Origin of the sequence: Anaerococcus sp. Marseille-P3915, assembly GCF_900258475.1 — a bacterium.
GTDB lineage: Bacteria > Bacillota > Clostridia > Tissierellales > Peptoniphilaceae > Anaerococcus > Anaerococcus kampingae.
In genome coordinates, this window is record NZ_LT984887.1 from 967341 (window position 1) to 985050 (window position 17710).

Below are 17710 nucleotides of genomic sequence, written 5' to 3' on the forward strand. Positions count from 1 at the left end.
TAATTATAGTATACTAGCTAGGATTCCTTTGTCAAGAAATATTATATTATTTCAAGAAAAAACTCATTAGAAAGGGAAAATCCCTTCTTAGTAAAGCTTATCCTATCAGAGATTTCAAAAAATCCATCCCTATAAAATTTATCAACTGACTCTTTATATTTTTCTAAGAAGTCAGCCTTAAATTTTTCCTTAAAGGTCTTAAGATTTATTCCTTGAGCCTCTCTTAACTTAAAAATTATATATTCTTTTTCCTTCTCATCCCTATCAATGAATTCTTTATTTATAATAGGAAGCTTATTTTCTCTTATAAACTTATCATAAATTGCTAGATTTCTTGTATTGGTATATCTGGTATTTAAAAGATAGCCGCTAGCACCAAGGCCAAAGCCAAAGTAACCCTCGCCATTCCAATATTTTTTGTTATGAAGTGATTCAAAACCTTGCTTGGCAAAATTTGATACTTCATACCTTTTTAGATTAAGTCTTGAAAGCTCATCTATTATCATATCAAAAATATCTACCTCTAAGTCACTATCCATCAAATCAAGCTTGCCTTCTTTGTCAAGAGCATAAAACCTTGAACCCTTATCTAATATCAAAGAATACCAAGAAATATGGTCTGGATTAATTTTCTTTACAAAATCCAAGTCCTTTTTTACAGAATCCATATCTTGACCTGGGAGGTTTAACATCAAATCAAAGGATAAATTTTTAAATCCCGCTTCCCTAATCAAATCTATATCCCTAAGGGCTCTCTCTCTTGTATGATTTCTACCAATATTTTTAAGGACCCTATCATCAAAGGATTGGACTCCTAGAGAGATCCTGTTTATGCCAAGCTTTTTATAGGTCTTAAGCTTTTCCTTATTAAGCGAATTTGGATTTGCCTCGATGGTAAATTCTTTTATGTCTGTCTTAAATTTATAGATTTCCTCAACTATTTCTTCAATGAGTCGAGCGTCTATATAAGAAGGTGTCCCTCCTCCAATGTAGATCGTATCAATGATTACATCCATCCTTTGCCTATAAAAATTCATTTCCTTAATCAAATTAGAAACATAGGGCCTAATCCAATTTTCTAAATTTGGAAAGGCTGCAAAGTCGCAATAATAACACTTTTTCTCACAAAATGGAATGTGGATATAGGCTCCTATCTTATTCATTTTTACCTATCAATTCTATAAGCACTAACTTAGCGACAGATCTGCTTATTATCTTAAAATCAGATCCCTTTTTTATCCTAAGGGCATCTGCTGGAAAATATGTGTATTCCTTGCCATCTGCTATAACCCTCACCCTGCCATCTATTACAACTATATAATAGGCATGGTCTGGATTTTGTGGTATAAATTCATTTTCCTTTTCAAAATGTAATCTTCTAATTATTTCTTCATCAGATTTTAATACTAGCTCCTCGCTTGCCTTAGCTGGCTTTTTTTCTTCTACCTGGCCAATCTTATGATTTTTATAATCATCTTTAGTGAAAATTGTTTGGTGAACCGGGGCTAAAATTCCCATAGGAACTTTCACAATATGGCTACCATAATAAGTAAATCCAAGCTTCTTTTGAAAATCCCTAGACTTAAAATTATTTCTAAAATATCCAGCAGAAATATAATCAAGACCCAAATCTTCAAAGGCATATTTCATCATAGCCCTAACAGCTTCTGTCATAATTTTTTGCCTATGGTAAGCAGGACTTAATACAAAACCTATCTCCTTGGCCTTTTTACCTTCAAATTCTTTATAAAAATCCTCATCCACTGGGCGAAGTACTATAGATCCGATTACCTTGCCATCCATTTCTATAGCAAGGACGTTTTTATTTTTTTTAAATCTTTCTAAAACTTCCCTAGTGTAATCTAGATTTTCATGATGAGGCCAACCAGCCATTTCACCAAGTCCAGGTATTTTTGCGTATTCAAAAAAATCTTCTAAATCAGAATCTCTAAAGGCTCTAAGTACAAGCCTATCAGTTTTTATAACTAAATCAGTAAAATCAACTTTAATATCCATAAATACTCCTTATCCATGATAAATATACTATACAATAATGGAATTTATTTTAAAATTTTGTAAGATATGACTAAGTAACTTGTCTACTATATGAAGGAGGGGCTATGGATATAGAAAAAATTTATAGAATATATTTTGATGACTTGTATAGATTTTTGCTATATCTATGCAAGAATAAAGAAGTGGCCCAGGATATTTGCTCAGAAAGCTTTATAAGAGCCATGAAAAACATAGAAAATATCGAAGATTCTAAGGTAAAAGCTTATCTTTTTCAAATTGGTAAAAACACCTATTACAACTATTATAAAAAGAACAAAAGGCTTTTGGTCACTGATAAAATCGAAGACTTTGACCAGGAATTGGAATCTTTTGAGAAAGATTTATTGTACAAAGAAAATCTATCTAATTTGGATATGGCAATAGAAAGTCTTGAAAACCCTTACAAAGATGTTGTGAAACTAAGACTTAACGACCTATCTTTTAAGGAAATTGGAGAGATTTATAAGAAAAATCAAAACTGGGCCTGTGTTGTATACCACAGGGCCAAGGAAAAATTAAAAATATTAATGGAGGAAAATGATGAATAATTGTGATATTGTAAAAGACTTACTTCCCTTATATAAGGAAAATCTTTTAAGCGAAGAATCAGTTAAATTTGTAGAAGACCATTTAAAGTCTTGCCCTAAGTGCAAGAAGCAATTGACAGATGAAATCGAATTTGAAAATAAAAATACAAAGCCCTTAGTTTTTGTAGAAAAAAGGATAAAAAAAGAGACTAGGTTTTTTACCCTAGCAGTGGTCTCGTTTATCGGATCAATACTCATTTTTATCATATCCTATCTAAGCATTCCAAGGCATATTGAGTATGAAAAGGACTTGTACAAAGTTTACAAGAGCGATGACATCTACACAGTAGAATTTTCTGACAAGGTTAGCGGGATTGATTACACTGACACAGAAGATGCCATCTACCTTGATGCCTATACCACAAAATATGACCAGATTTTTAATAAAGATAGGCCAAGAAAATCCCTTACTTTTCATAAGGATAAGATAAAAACTGTCCTCTATCAAAACCACGATTCTATGCCAGAAATGGTAATCGGATCTGGAGAAGTTCGCCAAACTCTTCTCCCAAGACTTGTCTTTGGATTTTATGCAAGAGCTTCTATTATTGGATTTATAGGCCTTGGGCTAATAATATTTGCGCTAGAAAAATTTAGAAAAAAATCTCTAAGTTTACCTACAAAGACATTTTTACTGGGAGGTCCCCTATCACTTTTCTCAGCAATTATTGCAGTTAAAGGATTAAATACAGCAACCTATTATCCAACAACAGATTTCAAATACATCGCCTTCTTAACCCTTGGAATTTACCTGTTTTTTATATTTATCAGTATATTTATAGACCAAAAAAGGATGTGAGAAATCACACCCTTTTTTATTTTATTCATCATCAAGCTTAAGTACTGATAGGAAGGCCTCTTGTGGGACTTCAACATTACCAAGTTGGCGCATCTTTTTCTTACCTTCTTTTTGTTTTTCAAGAAGCTTTTTCTTTCTAGAAATATCACCACCATAGCATTTGGCGATAACATCTTTTCTTAGAGCCCTTACAGTCTCCCTAGCGATAATTTTTGCACCAATTGCCGCTTGGATTGGCACGGCAAATTGTTGTCTTGGAATCTCATCCTTTAGCTTTTCAACAATTCCTCTGCCCCTTGCATATGCACTATCCCTATGGACAATTAAGGATAAGGCATCGACATTTTTCTCGTTAATTAGGATATTAAGCTTAACTAGGTCTGAAATCTTATAGCCTGTCACCTCATAATCAAGGGAAGCATAGCCCTTTGTCCTTGACTTAAGATTGTCAAAGAAATTGTAAATCACCTCATTTAATGGAATCTTATATTTAATAGAAACCCTATTTTCATCTATATAGGTCATATTTATAAGCTCCCCACGCCTAGATTGGGCCAAATCCATCACTTGACCAATATATTCCTTTGGAGTAATTATTTCAGAAATTGTTTCTGGTTCCTTTATATATTGGATTTCTGTAGGATCTGGGAAATCATTAGGATTTTGTAATTCTTTCTCTTCATCCGCAGATTTTAATTTAATCTTATAAATAACTGATGGAGCTGTAGCGATTATATCTAGGTCATATTCTCTTTCAAGCCTTTGGGTTATGATATCCATGTGTAAAAGTCCAAGGAAACCTGCCCTAAGACCTACACCAAGAGCTTGAGAATTTTCCTGCTCAAATACAAGGGCAGCATCATTAACCTGAAGCTTTTCTAAAGAATCTCTTAGCTTATCAAAAGATTCGCCTTCAGCTGGATAGATACCAGAATAAACCATTGGTAGGACTTCCTTATAGCCAGAAAGTGGCTTATCTGTTGGATTTGCTACACTTGTTATAGTATCACCGACCCTAGCATCCTTAACTTCCTTAATAGATGCCTCTATAAAGCCAACATCACCACTTCTTAGTTCCTTTGTAGCAATCCTACCCCTTGTTGTATAACCAACTTGGTTGACCTCATATTTCTTGCCAGTATTCATCATGACAATCTCATCCCCTGGTCTTACGACCCCTTCAAAGATTCTTACATAACAAACAACTCCCACATAAGAGTCATAATAAGAATCAAAAATAAGGGCCTTAAGAGGCTTATCATCATGATCTTCAGGAGCAGGTACGTTTTTAACAATATCTTCTAAAACATCTTCAATATTTAAGCCAGTCTTGGCAGAAATCATTGGAATTCCATCAGTATCAAGGCCAATCTGATTTTCTATCTCAAGTTTAATCTCATCAGGTCTAGCACTTGGAAGGTCAATCTTATTTAAAACCGGAAGAATTTCCAAATCTTGCTCTAAAGCTAGGTAAGTATTGGCCAAAGTCTGAGCCTCAACCCCCTGACTAGCATCAACAACAAGAATAGCTCCTTCACAAGCCTTAAGAGACCTAGACACCTCATAATTAAAGTCCACATGGCCTGGAGTATCAATAAGGTTAAGGTCATAAGTATTGCCATCATTAGCCTTGTAATGAATCTTAATAGACTTAAGCTTAATTGTAATACCACGTTCCTTTTCAAGCTCCATATCATCAAGCATCTGCTCTTTGATATCCCTTTGGCTTATATTTTCACTTTTTTCAATGAGCCTATCTGCAAGGGTAGACTTTCCGTGGTCAATATGGGCAATTATTGAAAAATTTCTAATATTTTCTTTTCTCTTTGTCATATATCTCCTACTAATCTTATTTATATGGATTATTATCAATAAGTCCTGCATCAGCAAAAGGATAGAACCTCAAAAATGCATGACCTACAATATCTTCTTTATATATCTTACCAAAATTTCTGGAGTCATTAGAATTATCCCTATTGTCTCCAAAAACTAAGTATTCATTGCTACCTAAGATAAATTCATTACCAGCAAGACCTTCTAGAGTATGGTCGCTAGCTATATATTTCTCCTCAAGTACATCTCCATTAATGAGGACCTTGCCATCTTGTAGTTTGACAGTATCTCCAGGAGTGCCTATAACTCTTTTAACATACAATCTATTTGGATAATCTGGGGCATTAATAATAACAATCTGTCCCCTTTTATAGTCGCCAAAATATTTTCCAATCTTATTAACCATAAGCATATCATCACTATGTAGGGTATTTAACATCGAATCCCCAGATACTCTAGTGGCATCAACAATAAAAAACTTAACAAAAAAAGTTATGATCAAGGCAACGGCAATAGTTTTAACCCAATCCCAAATCACACTTAAGATGGAATCCTTCTTTTTATTTTTATCTTCCATAACAACCTCTCATTCCTTGAATTATTATATACTATATGGGGTCAATTCTCAAAAAATTCTTAAAAATATAATAAAAACTTGAGCTTTTTGAAAGTTTATGGTAGAATACATAAGTCAAGTAAAAAAAGAGAAGAGGTGAAAATAGATGGCAAATATTAAATCAAGTCAAAAAAGAATTGAAGTCGCTAAAAGAAATACTCTTAGAAATAAGTCAAGAAAATCAGCAATCAAAACTTACATCAAAAAGTTTGAAGCAGCTATAGAAGCAAATGAACTAGACCAAGCTAGAGAATTACTAAAATTAGTTGACAAAAAGCTAAAACAAGCAGAAAGCAAAAATGTAATCCATAAAAACAGAGTTGCATCTGTAACATCAAGATTAGCTAAAAAATTAAACGCAGCAAACGCATAAGAAAATGAGTGATAATCAGTAATGGATCCCGACATATGACTACTGATAATCACTCATTTTAAATGTAGTAAAAATTTTGCGAGCAAAATTTTTACGGTTTTCACAATTTATCGAACAACAAAGTTGTGAAGATAAATTGATGAAAAACATTATGCAGGGAGGAAAGAACGACGAGACGAATAGGAGCGTTGAGCTTTCCGATTCGCAAATAGTAGAGCACAAATATTGCTAGCAATATTTTGCGGTTTTCACAATTTTGCAAGCACAAAGTGCGCAGGAAAATTGATGAAAAACCTTATGCAGCGAAGAAAAAAGGACGCGACGAAAAGGAGCGTTCTTTTTTTGTAGTCGCATAGGATAAAGACATGACCTGCGAGCAAAATTTTTACGGTTTTCACGATTTTACAAGCACGAAGTGCGCAGGAAAATTGATGAAAAACCTTATGCAGCGAAGAAAAAAGGACGCGACGAATAGGAGCGTTCTTTTTTTGTAGTCGCATAGGATAAAGATACCCCATTGCTAGAAAAACTTTATGCAGGGAGAGAAATTCAACGCGACGAACAGGAGCGTTTAATTTCTCGAGTCGCATAGGATAAAGACACACCTTTGCAAGCAATTTTTTTGCAATTTCACAATTTATCGAATGAGAATCAGAAATAGAAATCGATAAAAATCTTATAATAAACTAAAAAGAACGTCTTAATAGCAACGTTCTTTTTTAATCCAATCAAATTCAATTAATTACCTAAATCCCCACAAAAGCAATCAACTTCAAGAGCTCATCTTTCATATCAAAATTTTCTGACTTGCTTCTTTTTTCCATATCAAATAACCTTTCATTTATATCGATTAATTCATCAAGGCTGAAATTTCTTATAAAATCCTTGGCTTTTTTTAGTTCAAAGCTTCCTATCTTTGCTGTTTTCATCATAAAGGAGTCGTTGTAGGATGCTTGACTTAGGCTTTTTATGGTTGTTAAAATCCTTATTTGCCTTATTATCATATGGTAGACCATAAAAAGGTCTTCTCCTGATTTTGCCATGGATAAGAAGGTCTTCATGGCTGTTTTTGTGTCTTTTTTGGAAAGGGCATCTGTTAGGTTAAATATGGATAGGTTAAGGACTTGATCTAGTTGGTCTTCTATATCCTCTCTTGTGATGACTTCATTATTTGAATTTGATATAATTTTATCTACTGAGTTTACTATTTCATATAAGTCTACTTCGCTATTGTAGGAAAGATAGGAAAACCTGTCTACTATTTCTCCAATAAATTGGTTTGAAATTTTCTTATTTTTGCTTAAGAATCTCTTGCCAATAAAGGACCTCAGCTCCCTATTATTTAGCCTTTCGATTTCTACGATATTTCCCTGCTTTTTAACTTCCTTGTAAAACTTGCCCTTAAACGGCTTATTATCTGAAAATATCATAAGAGTAGCATAGGCTGGGAAATCTGCCAAATCTTTGCTTAGCTCATCTAAGACTTCTTTGTAAGAAGCGACCTTATCTTTACTTAGGTCTATATTCTGCCAGATTATTATCTTCTTATCTTCCATGACAGGATAGGTTTCGTAGGAATTTTTGAGACTTTCGTAGTCTGTTTCGCCCTTTATCCTGATTAGGTTAAAGTCTTTTATATTTATTTTTCTCTCTGCCTCTTCTATCAGGGTGGTATTGAGGTATTCTTCCTCAGAATCAAATAAATAAACTCCGCTAGTTTGATTACCACTTAGACTTTTAAAAAAATCTACATATTTCATCTAAAAAACCCTCCTTTCAAATATTTTTCTACTTTAATTTCCTTATTTTTAACCCTAATTTTAACTAGGCCATCGCTTTGGGTGTTGTAAGTTTTTATTCCCCTAATATTATGTAAAACTTCCCTATTTGGGTGGCCGTAGGTGTTATTTCTTCCTGCTGATATTAGGGCAATATCTGGATCTACCCTATCGATAAATTCCTTACTTGAAGATGACCTTGACCCGTGGTGGGATAGCTTTAATATATCAGCCCTCTGGTCTAATTTATTTTCAAATTCAGCTGATAGGTCTCCTAGGCTTAGGATTGTCTTACCCTTTATATTTATCAATAGTCCCATTGACTTATCATTTTCATTTTCATTATTTTCCCCATCATAAATACATCTGATAAAACCATCAGAAAGCTTAACTTCATCGCCTATATTTATTATCTTCGCCTGGTATTTATCCTTAAATTCTTTTGATAGAGACTTATCAACTATTATATTTTTAACCCTAAGATTTTCTAGCAAGTAATTGAGGTTACCAGCATGGTCCTTATCTTCATGGCTTATAAAGACTCCCTCAATTTCCTTAACCCCAATGCTTTTGAGATATGGCACAAGGATTCTCTCTCCAGAATCATAGTCCTTATACTTAGGTCCTCCTACATCAATCATATAATATTTGCCCCTATCATCTATCAAAAAGGCATCGCCCTGGCCTATGTCGATCATCTGATAAGTTATGTCTTTATTTATAAAATCCATGACTAGCGACATGGAAGTTATAGCAAGGGAAAGTCCTAGGAATTTACCAAAGTTCTTCTTTACCTTTACATTGGCAAATATATAAATTAGTATAAATAAAAATATGGATACCAAAATATTTTCTGCCACAAAATCTAGGCTTAAAAATGAAATAGAACCTAAAAAGCTTGTCATATCAAGCATGGAATTTACCAGTAAATCCAGGCCAAGGAAGGCTAATTTAAGAAGTCTTCCTAAAATCGGATAGGTAAAGATAATAAAAAACATCAAATATATGGCTATTTCAAATATTGGTACAATTAAAAAGTTTGCTGGTATGGATAAGAGATTATAATACCTAAAATAATAGGCAACAAAGGGCAAGGTGGAAAGCTGGATAGCACTTGTAAAGGCAAAGGAATCTCTTATAAATCCTTCTTTAAAGAGCTTTTTAAAGCGTGGGTAAATCCTATAAATTGCAAGACATGCTACAAAGGATAGGATAAAGCCCGATGATAAAATAGCAAAAGGATTTATCAGCAAAATAATTAAGGCTGCAATTATTAATGATTTGACCCTATCTATTGGTTTTCTAGACAAAAATCCCACAAAGCCTATCAAATTTATTATAAGGACCCTTTGGACAGAATAGGGAAAACCGATTATATAGGCATAAAGTCCAACTAGGATAAGACCTGCTATCCTGGTGTACTTATAAGGAATTTTTAGCTTAAGGCCAACAAAGGATAAAAATGTCATTAGCATATCCATGTGAAGACCTGAAACTGCCAAAATATGGGCAAGGCCCATCTTGCCAAGGCTTTCCCTGTCAATCAGATTATCTGTTAACAAAAGTGAAATTACAAAATCTGATGATTTCTTGGATAAGTTATTAGAAAAAATCCTGTTTATGTAAGAAAAAAATCCCTTTCTTATCTTTAGAAATATATTTTTAGACTGACTTCTAAGAATCTCTTGATGGAGATTTTTAGGCTTAAATTCAAGGCTTACATTTTTTGAAATAGCATAAGACCTAAAATTAAATAAATTCGGGTTGGTATTCCTATTGATAAGCCTAAGTTCGCCCTCAAGATCCATTACATCTCCTATATCAAAATCTCCCTCATCAAAGATAAAGGCCTTTTGGTCATAGTCCTTATTTTTTATGTGGACTGTATACCTGTAGGAGTCATTTGACTTTCTTTTTTCCAAAATCTTAACCTGGACATTTTCCATATCACTTTCATGCAAATTAAAGGAAGAAAGCCTAATAACGCTTAAAGTAAAGCCCAAGAAAATTGCAAGAACTACTAGAGAAAAATCCCTATTTTTCCTATAAAGGACAAAGGCAAGGCTTAGGCTTACAAGTCCTAGGTTAAATATATTTAGATTTTCAAAATTTATAAAACCCACTATGCCCATAATTAGGCCTAGGAGGATTAAAGATAAATTTTTTTTCATAAAAACCTCTATTTAATTATATCATATGTTATAATAGATTTAGAGGTGACCTATGAAAATATATGAAAATTATCCTGAAATATTAAATATCAAGGCAAAAGTCCTCGATAAGAGATTTAAAAATAACATAAGCCAAGTTATAGTCGATAAAAATATCTTTATGGCTGATGATAACGAATTAATAAATGATTATAAGAGCCTAGATGATAAGGAAATTATAGAGGTAAAGGAAAATAGAGGCAAGCTCTTAATTTCTGTAGATGGAAAGATAAGTGAAGAAGAAGTGGTCCTTGAAGTAGATAAGAATCTAAGATACAGAAACCTATCCTACAACACAGCCTATATCCTCTTTCAAATTTTCCTTGAAGGATTTTATGGCAAGATTAAGACAAATTTATTTCTAAATGAAGATGAGGCCTACATAAGCCTTATTAATTATAGAGATGATATTGACCCAGAGCTTTTTGATGAGATGATAAACTATGCTATTGACTCAAGCCTACCTATCAATTCTCAGGCTGGAATAACTGAAGTTACAGGACTTGGAACTGTAATTAATTCTAATATTTGCTTTAACAACACCTATAAGATTATAAAATTTAAGGTCTTAGATGTACACAAGGATGGAAAAAATACTATCATAAGCTTTTTGGCTGGTAGATAAGATATTGACAAAAATACTACAGCATGGTAAACTATTATAAATTTACAGAAAGGAGAGAAGAAAAATGACAAAATTAAGAAAAGGAAAAGAAGCAAGTAACTAGTAAGTAAGGATAGCTCCTTGACTTACATAAGAAAAAACAAGGAGGATGCCGAAATTTCGGCACTATGAAAGAATTTAAATTTTTAATTAAAAAGATGGCTCGTTTGGAGCCAATCATGTTTTTACTAATCACACTTTATGGTCTATTTGTAGGGATCAAACCCTTCTTATGGATTATTTCCCCTGCCTATATCCTAAAAAACTACCAGGAAAATCCTAAAGTTTTTCCAGTATTTTTTATAGGCTTATTTTTTATTTCTTCATTAATTAGCTTTTTTGATGCCTTTGTTATGGGCAATTACAGGATGAGGATGAACCACGTCCGCTATAAGCTAATGAATATGATTACAGAGTATTCGCTCTACCTACCCTACGCTCTTAAAAAAGAAAAATCAGAATCCGAAAAAATAAGTGATGCCATGAAGGCAGTAGAATCACCTTGGGGCGGTGTTGGTGGCATTATGATGGATTTGCCAGAAATCTTTGCCCTTCTTATTTCGATTGGAGGATTTTTGTGGATTTTTGCTTCTATGGACCTTTGGGTTCTAGCCACAACAATAATCCTAACCATAATTTCATGGTTGCTTTTAAACCAAGTCCCTAAGTCATATGACAAGTACTGGGAAGAAATGAGTCCAAACTGGGATAAGTTTTCTAAGCTTAATAACGAAATGAAATCTCCCCTATCCAAGCAGGATATTTTAATCTTTGACACAGTCAGGATTTTTAAATCCTATTATGGCAAAACCAATAGGGACAGGATAATCCGCCTAGGAGATGTCAACACAAAGACTCTAAGAATTTTCACCCTGGCAAATGTATTTAACCTAATCAGGGACGGACTTATAATCTATTGGCTAATGACAGGTCTTATTGGAGGAAAGATTTCTATAGCGAATTTCTATGTATATTTTACAGCGATATTTGCCTTTATTGCCTTTAACCATCAAACTATGTGGGTTTTTTCTGATATTCGAAGAAACTTTACCATGTTTAAGCCATTTTTTAAGATTACAGATGTCTATAAGGATGAAAAACAAGAACTTTATCCAGACCAAATGGAAATAGTCCTTGACAATGTTTCTTTTAAATATCCAGGTACTGATTCTTATGTATTAGAAAATATTAATCTAAGGATAAAAGACTCTGAAACTATTGCTCTTGTAGGAGAAAATGGTGCTGGTAAGTCAACCCTTGCCTTACTTCTTGCAGGTCTGTACGAACCAACAGAAGGCACTATTTTAATAAATGGAGAAGATGTAAAAAATTCTCATATAGACTATAAAAAGCTAATTTCAGCTGTTTTCCAAGATTCAAATCTTTTGCCATTTTCCTTTAAGGAAAATATCCTTATGTCAACTAAGGATAAAAATATAGATGATATTTACAAAATGACCCACCTAGATGAAATCATTAATAAGTATGAGAAAAAAGACGACCAGACCCTACTTAGAATTTTAGACAATGATGGGGTTGATTTATCTGGTGGACAAAAGCAAAGGCTATTTTTAGCTAGAGCTATAGCAAAATCTAAGGCTAAACTATTAATTCTAGATGAGCCAACAGCCCAGCTTGATGCCCTTAATGAAAGAGAACTCTATATGCTCTATGATGATCTGACAAAAGATAAGTCTTCGATTTTTATCTCCCACAGGCTGGCATCGACTAAGTTTTGTGACAGGATAATTTATCTTAAAGATGGCGAAATACTTGCAAACGGAACTCATGATGAGCTGATGAAGACATGTGAAGATTATAAAGACCTCTATAGTCTCCAAGCAAAAAATTACAAGGAGGTCCTATGAAAAATATTAGAAAACTCTTTAGATTAATAGATACCTACCAGCCAGGATTTACTCTTAGGGTAATTATTACAAACCTTGTTCTGGGATTTTTGCCGCTTATAAATATTTTTGCTCCAAAACTAATTATTGATGAGCTTATGGGACAAAAAAGAATTTCCTACTGCCTAGGTCTTGGACTCTTGGTTATAGGCCTAGGTTTTATCAAAGAAGTAACCCATAGATGGCTAAACAATTATCTAACTCTCACCTTTGAAGATATGTCAGATAAACTTACCTTTAAGATTGCACAAAAGTCCCTAAGGCTACCCATAGAAAAGTCTGACAGTAAGGAAATCCAGGATATGATGGAACAAGCCCACTATGCGGTTTGGGAAATGTACACCCTCTATGACATAATAATCTTGGTAATATCAGCTGCTATAACTGGAATCTTAGCTTTAGGAATACTTGTAAAGCTAAATCCTGCAATAATCATCTTGCTAATTTTATTAGTTTTGATAAACAAAAAAATAGTAAGTCTAATTAAGGAAAATGAACTAAAATACCAGGAAAATAATATTTCAGATTTAAGGACATATAGATTTTTTGCAAATTTTGCGGCAGATCTTAGGTATTTTAAGGATATAGAAATCTATGAAAGCCAAGATTTAGTCCTAGAAAAAGCAGACTTCTACCAGCAAGAGATGATTGATTCTTCAACAGAATACTTCAACAAAAATGGCATCTACACTGGTATCATGAATGTAAGTGCCAATGGGTCAATTATCTTAACTTTAATTTATCTTACCTATAAATTAATCGATAAGACAATTAGCCTTGCCAACTTCACCATGTATTTCAACTCCCTAATACAGGTGATAAACGCAACCAACCTTATCCAGCAAAACTACGCCAAGGTTATTTCTGTAAATGCTCAATTAGAAGTATTTTTTAACTTCCTTGAAATGGAAGAAGGGCTTCTTGATAAGGGAGAAATCACCGATTTTGATACAAATGAGATTAGGATTAGATTTGACAATGTATCCTTTAAGTATCCAGCAAGTGAAGATTATGTCCTAAAAGACTGTTCTTTTGAAATAAAAAATGGCGAAACTCTTGCCCTTGTGGGCAAAAATGGAGCTGGTAAATCTACTATAGTAAAACTATTGTGTAAGTTTTACGAACCAACGGGAGGCACTATCTACCTAAATGATATTGATATAAGTAAGATATCGACCAAAAAATACTATGAGATCCTATCCCCTACCTTCCAAGACTTTAGGCTATTTCCATTTAGGATTAGCGAAAATATCACAAGTAAATTGAAGGAAGATATTACAGATCTTGAGTATGAAAATATGGATAAGGCCTTTGACCTTCTAAATTTATCTGATTGGATATCTAAACAAGTAGAAAAAGAAGATACCTTCCTCACCTATTTATTCTCAGACAAGTCAGTAGAGCCATCTGGAGGAATCGGTCAAAAGCTTGCCCTCGCCCGTTCAATCTTCCACCAAGGGAAATTTTTCATAATGGATGAGCCAACCAGTGCTCTAGATCCAAGGAGCGAACAGGAAATTTTTGAAAATATGCTAAAAATTTCCAAGGGTCAAACATCCCTTTTCATCTCCCACAGACTATCATCCACCAAATATGCAGACAGAATTATAGTATGTGATCAGGGCAAAATCACAGAAAATGGGACCCACGAAGAATTGATAAAAGAAGATGGTCTCTACAAAGAGATGTTTACAACGCAAGCAGAATTATATCTATAAGGAAAAAAGCTTAGGCGTAAAATCGCTTAAGCTTTTTAGATCTTTAAAATGTCATACCCTTATAGTATATAAAGGCTATAACAAAAACCAAGGATGCTATAAGATTCATTGATAAGGCAAGGAAGGATTTTTTCTTATATAATTCAAGGTCTGCCAAATCTTTCCTAGAAATATTTTGTATTGGGTATTTTTTCCTGCCTATTAAATATGCTAGCAAAAAGGCATTGCCGTTGTTTCCAGAAATATTTAAGACACCCAATAATCTAGGATGTTTAAGTCCTCTCGCTTTTGCATCAATTTGAGTCATTTTGTAGATATTGTATTGGAGGATAAAACCACCAACCACAAATACTGCCCCACTTATAACCATTATTATTAATTTTATATCCATTTCCTTCTCCTAAAATCTCTTAATAATCTCACTATAAACTAAGCCTGTTACTATTACTGCCAGAATAAATATAGCAATTAAAACTACTTTTTCCGGTAAAAATTCTGTAAAGATTGCCATAACAACCATTGCGACCAGGCCCATAATTATATAAAAAATGAGTTTTTTGTTTGATCTTACTATATCTGTTGATTCTTCCAAATGTTTCATAAAATTATCGCTTCCTTTCAAAAGTTCATCCAAGCTAATCTCATATAAATCGGATAAGGCAAGAACATTTCCTATATCAGGATAAGTTTTGTTATTCTCCCAATTTGATATGGATTGCCTAGAAACGTAAAGTTTGTCTGCTACTTCCTCTTGGGTCATTTTTTTATTTAATCTTGCTTGTTTTAATTTTTCTCCAATCTTCATCCCTACCTCCTAAAGATATCTTAGTTTATTTTTTTGTTTTCGTCTATCAATTATACTTTACATTGGCTTATTTTTATGTAAAAACTCTTTTACATAGGTCAATTTCAATATTATTTGACTGATAAGCCTATATATTAGATAATTATAGAAGGAGGATTTATGGAAGGAATTTTAGTTGGTCTAGTGACATTTTTTCTTATAGGGATTTTTCATCCCCTAGTGATAAAGGGAGAATATTATTTTGGTAAAAAGGTTAATAAATATTTTTTTCTAGCAGGACTTATCTTTACTCTTGTTTCTATTTTAATTAAGAGTCTAATACCTAGTATCTTTGCTGGAGTGATTGCTTGCTGCTGTTTTTGGTCAATAAAGGAAGTGGTAGAACAAGAGGAAAGAGTTCTTAAGGGCTGGTTTCCAGAAAATCCTAATAGAAAAAAATATTATGATGATTTGAGAAATAATTTGACAAAAGATAAATAGACCTTATAATGAAAATGAACAATGTTCATGAGGAGTTTTAATGAGTATTTCTAAAGAAAAAATCCTTATATTTTCGAGAGAAATTGTAGCAGAAGAAGGGCTAAATGCCCTTAGTATAAGAAAACTTGCAAGCAGATGCGATCTTGCTGTAGGATCAATCTACAACTATTTCCCATCGAAGGATGATTTGTTGATAGAGACTATAGAAAGTGTTTGGGAAGATATATTTAGAATCGATGATAAGAGCCTGGCTTTTGATGATTTTATAAAATATCTAGATCATGTTTTAGACCATCTTATCTCAGGTATTAAAAAGTATCCCAATTTTTTTAATATCCACTCCCTATCTTTCAAGTCAAAAAACAAGGATAAGGCTAAAAGCTCGATGGATGTCTATCTTGAAAAGCTCAAAAAAGAAATGATTTGTGCTCTTAATGAGGATAAAAAAATTAAGCAAGCTACTTTTAACGATACTTTTTCAAAGGATGACCTTATAAAATATATCCTTACCACAAGCATATGCTTTATTGTCGACAAAAATTACGATAAGGACCTATTTTTAAAGGTCATTGAAAAAATTATTTATTAAAAGACCCGCAAAAGGTGCGGGTTTTCTAAAACTCAAAAATGAACAGTGTTCAGAAAGAAGGATAATATGCAAGCTATATTTGAAAGTCTCTTTGATATTTTTTACCTAACAACTGTTACATTCCTTGGTATAAGGATGGTTAGAGAGGGAAAAGATAGGCAATATTTCTTATTTGGCCTAATGGCCCTTGTTTTAGGCCTAGGAGATGCTTTCCACCTAGTTCCCAGAGCCCTAGCCCTAAATACTACAGGCCTAGAAAACTGGACCTTTGCTCTTGGTCTTGGTAAGTTAATTACTTCTATCACGATGACCATATTTTACCTAATTTTATACTATATTTGGCGTTTGCGCTACAAGATTAAGGATAGGAAAAGCTTAACTATACTAATATGGATCTTAGCCTTATTAAGGATTAGCCTGGTCCTATGCCCAGAAAATATGTTTTTGAGTACAAATTCACCATTTGCTTGGGCTATATATAGAAATATCCCCTTTGCTATCTTAGGACTCCTTATAATAATCATTTTCTATAAGAAATCTAGAGAAGAAGGAGACCTAGCCTTTAAAAATCTCTGGTTAACCATAGTTCTAAGCTTTGGATTCTATTTGCCGGTGGTCTTATTTGAAAAAACTATACCACTTATCGGTATCTTGATGATACCAAAAACCTGCACCTATATCTGGACAATTCTTATTGGTTATTTGGCAATGAGAGGAGAAAATAATGACTAAAAAATATATTAAAACAGCCTTTGCTTACGGGATTTTTGCCTTATTTATAGGAGCCTTTTATAGGGAGTTTACAAAATTTATAGGCTTTACAGGCAGGACAAACCTAGCCCTTGCTCACGGCCACAGCCTTGTGCTTGGCTTTATAATTTTTCTTATCTTGACCCTATTTGCTAAAAACTTTGATTCTTCAGATATTAAGAAAGAAAAAAGATTTTATATCACCTATAATATAGGCCTTAGCTTAAGTCTTTTAAGTCTAGTTGCCAGGGGATTTTATCAAATTTATGACCTAAATCAAATGGCTCTTGATGCAAGTATTTCAGGTTTTGCAGGCCTAGGCCATATAATTCTTGCCCTTGCTTTTTATTTTCTTTATTCTTTTCTTAATAGTTTGGTAAAAGAATAAGTTCATTTTCTTATAATAGAGTTAATTGATATTTTGTATGGCAATCTAAATGTTTCTCAAAATAAGTGATTAATAATTAAGTCAGGGTATAATAGATATAGTATTTGGCAGTTGTCTTATGGCGGCTGCCTTTTTTAATTAGCAAAGAGAAAAGGAAT

The 17710-nt window shown here is 33.2% G+C and carries 18 protein-coding genes; 10 read left to right on the forward strand and 8 right to left on the reverse strand.

Annotated elements, in window-relative coordinates; translation table 11 throughout:
* Positions 1 to 41: 41 nt before the first annotated feature.
* Both hemW and C8269_RS04825 read right to left on the reverse strand, forming a co-directional pair.
* Entirely contained in the window at positions 42 to 1163 is a 1122-nt protein-coding gene (gene hemW, locus C8269_RS04820) for a radical SAM family heme chaperone HemW (protein ID WP_106460609.1), read from the reverse strand.
* Positions 1156 to 2016, reverse strand: a complete 861-nt coding sequence (locus tag C8269_RS04825) for a GNAT family N-acetyltransferase (protein ID WP_106460610.1) — start codon at positions 2014 to 2016, stop codon at positions 1156 to 1158. Before C8269_RS04825 ends, hemW begins: the two co-directional genes overlap by 8 nt.
* Before the next feature lie 104 nt (positions 2017 to 2120).
* Between C8269_RS04825 and C8269_RS04830 the strand changes: the two genes are divergently transcribed.
* The gene (locus C8269_RS04830; RefSeq protein WP_106460611.1) at positions 2121 to 2603 is read left to right on the forward strand and encodes an RNA polymerase sigma factor; all 483 of its coding nucleotides are present in this window, start codon (positions 2121 to 2123) and stop codon (positions 2601 to 2603) included.
* Positions 2596 to 3441 carry a zf-HC2 domain-containing protein gene (locus C8269_RS04835; RefSeq protein ID WP_158698380.1) on the forward strand — a complete coding sequence of 282 codons (846 nt, stop codon included), beginning with the start codon at positions 2596 to 2598 and terminating at the stop codon, positions 3439 to 3441. Before C8269_RS04830 ends, C8269_RS04835 begins: the two co-directional genes overlap by 8 nt.
* A 21-nt stretch (positions 3442 to 3462) precedes the next feature.
* Here the strand turns inward: C8269_RS04835 and lepA are convergent, their stop codons facing one another.
* Together lepA and lepB are read right to left on the reverse strand one after the other, a co-directional pair.
* Positions 3463 to 5274 (reverse strand): translation elongation factor 4, encoded by a 1812-nt coding sequence (lepA, locus tag C8269_RS04840; RefSeq protein WP_106460613.1) that lies wholly within the window; start codon positions 5272 to 5274, stop codon positions 3463 to 3465.
* 16 nt (positions 5275 to 5290) lie between these two features.
* Positions 5291 to 5851: a signal peptidase I gene (gene lepB / locus C8269_RS04845; protein WP_106460614.1), complete on the reverse strand. Its 561-nt coding sequence runs from the start codon at positions 5849 to 5851 to the stop codon at positions 5291 to 5293.
* Positions 5852 to 5996: 145 nt separating this feature from the next.
* On the opposite strand from lepB, the gene rpsT reads away from it, so the two are divergent.
* Positions 5997 to 6263 carry a 30S ribosomal protein S20 gene (gene rpsT / locus C8269_RS04850; protein WP_106460615.1) on the forward strand — a complete coding sequence of 89 codons (267 nt, stop codon included), beginning with the start codon at positions 5997 to 5999 and terminating at the stop codon, positions 6261 to 6263.
* 746 nt (positions 6264 to 7009) lie between these two features.
* Here the strand turns inward: rpsT and holA are convergent.
* Complete coding sequence (holA, locus tag C8269_RS04855; RefSeq protein WP_106460616.1) at positions 7010 to 8023, reverse strand: DNA polymerase III subunit delta; 1014 nt, start codon at positions 8021 to 8023, stop codon at positions 7010 to 7012.
* Positions 8020 to 10212, reverse strand: coding sequence for a DNA internalization-related competence protein ComEC/Rec2 (locus C8269_RS04860; RefSeq protein WP_106460617.1), 2193 nt, complete (start codon positions 10210 to 10212; stop codon positions 8020 to 8022). Before C8269_RS04860 ends, holA begins: the two co-directional genes overlap by 4 nt.
* A gap of 52 nt (positions 10213 to 10264) precedes the next feature.
* Between C8269_RS04860 and C8269_RS04865 the strand changes: the two genes are divergently transcribed.
* From C8269_RS04865 to C8269_RS04875, 3 genes are all read left to right on the forward strand, one after another.
* Entirely contained in the window at positions 10265 to 10876 is a 612-nt protein-coding gene (locus C8269_RS04865; RefSeq protein ID WP_106460618.1) for a hypothetical protein, read from the forward strand.
* 167 nt (positions 10877 to 11043) lie between these two features.
* Positions 11044 to 12783 (forward strand): ABC transporter ATP-binding protein, encoded by a 1740-nt coding sequence (locus C8269_RS04870; RefSeq protein WP_106460619.1) that lies wholly within the window; start codon positions 11044 to 11046, stop codon positions 12781 to 12783.
* The gene (locus C8269_RS04875) at positions 12780 to 14540 is read left to right on the forward strand and encodes an ABC transporter ATP-binding protein (RefSeq protein WP_106460620.1); all 1761 of its coding nucleotides are present in this window, start codon (positions 12780 to 12782) and stop codon (positions 14538 to 14540) included. The genes C8269_RS04870 and C8269_RS04875 overlap by 4 nt, the downstream gene beginning before the upstream one ends.
* 43 nt (positions 14541 to 14583) lie before the next feature.
* Here C8269_RS04875 and C8269_RS04880 read toward each other — a convergent pair whose 3' ends face one another.
* A complete protein-coding gene (locus C8269_RS04880) occupies positions 14584 to 14931 on the reverse strand; it encodes a hypothetical protein (RefSeq protein ID WP_106460621.1) in 348 nt (115 codons plus the stop codon).
* Positions 14932 to 14940: 9 nt separating this feature from the next.
* Positions 14941 to 15345: a helix-turn-helix domain-containing protein gene (locus C8269_RS04885; protein ID WP_106460622.1), complete on the reverse strand. Its 405-nt coding sequence runs from the start codon at positions 15343 to 15345 to the stop codon at positions 14941 to 14943.
* 159 nt (positions 15346 to 15504) lie between these two features.
* Here C8269_RS04885 and C8269_RS04890 point away from each other — a divergent pair, with 159 nt between their 5' ends.
* From C8269_RS04890 to C8269_RS04905, 4 genes are all read left to right on the forward strand, one after another.
* Positions 15505 to 15825, forward strand: coding sequence for a DUF4491 family protein (locus C8269_RS04890; RefSeq protein WP_106460623.1), 321 nt, complete (start codon positions 15505 to 15507; stop codon positions 15823 to 15825).
* Positions 15826 to 15865: 40 nt separating this feature from the next.
* Entirely contained in the window at positions 15866 to 16414 is a 549-nt protein-coding gene (locus tag C8269_RS04895) for a TetR/AcrR family transcriptional regulator (protein ID WP_106460624.1), read from the forward strand.
* Between the two features lie 66 nt (positions 16415 to 16480).
* Complete coding sequence (locus C8269_RS04900; RefSeq protein ID WP_106460625.1) at positions 16481 to 17146, forward strand: hypothetical protein; 666 nt, start codon at positions 16481 to 16483, stop codon at positions 17144 to 17146.
* Complete coding sequence (locus C8269_RS04905) at positions 17139 to 17552, forward strand: DUF2871 domain-containing protein (protein ID WP_106460626.1); 414 nt, start codon at positions 17139 to 17141, stop codon at positions 17550 to 17552. Before C8269_RS04900 ends, C8269_RS04905 begins: the two co-directional genes overlap by 8 nt.
* The last annotated feature ends 158 nt before the right edge of the window (positions 17553 to 17710 follow it).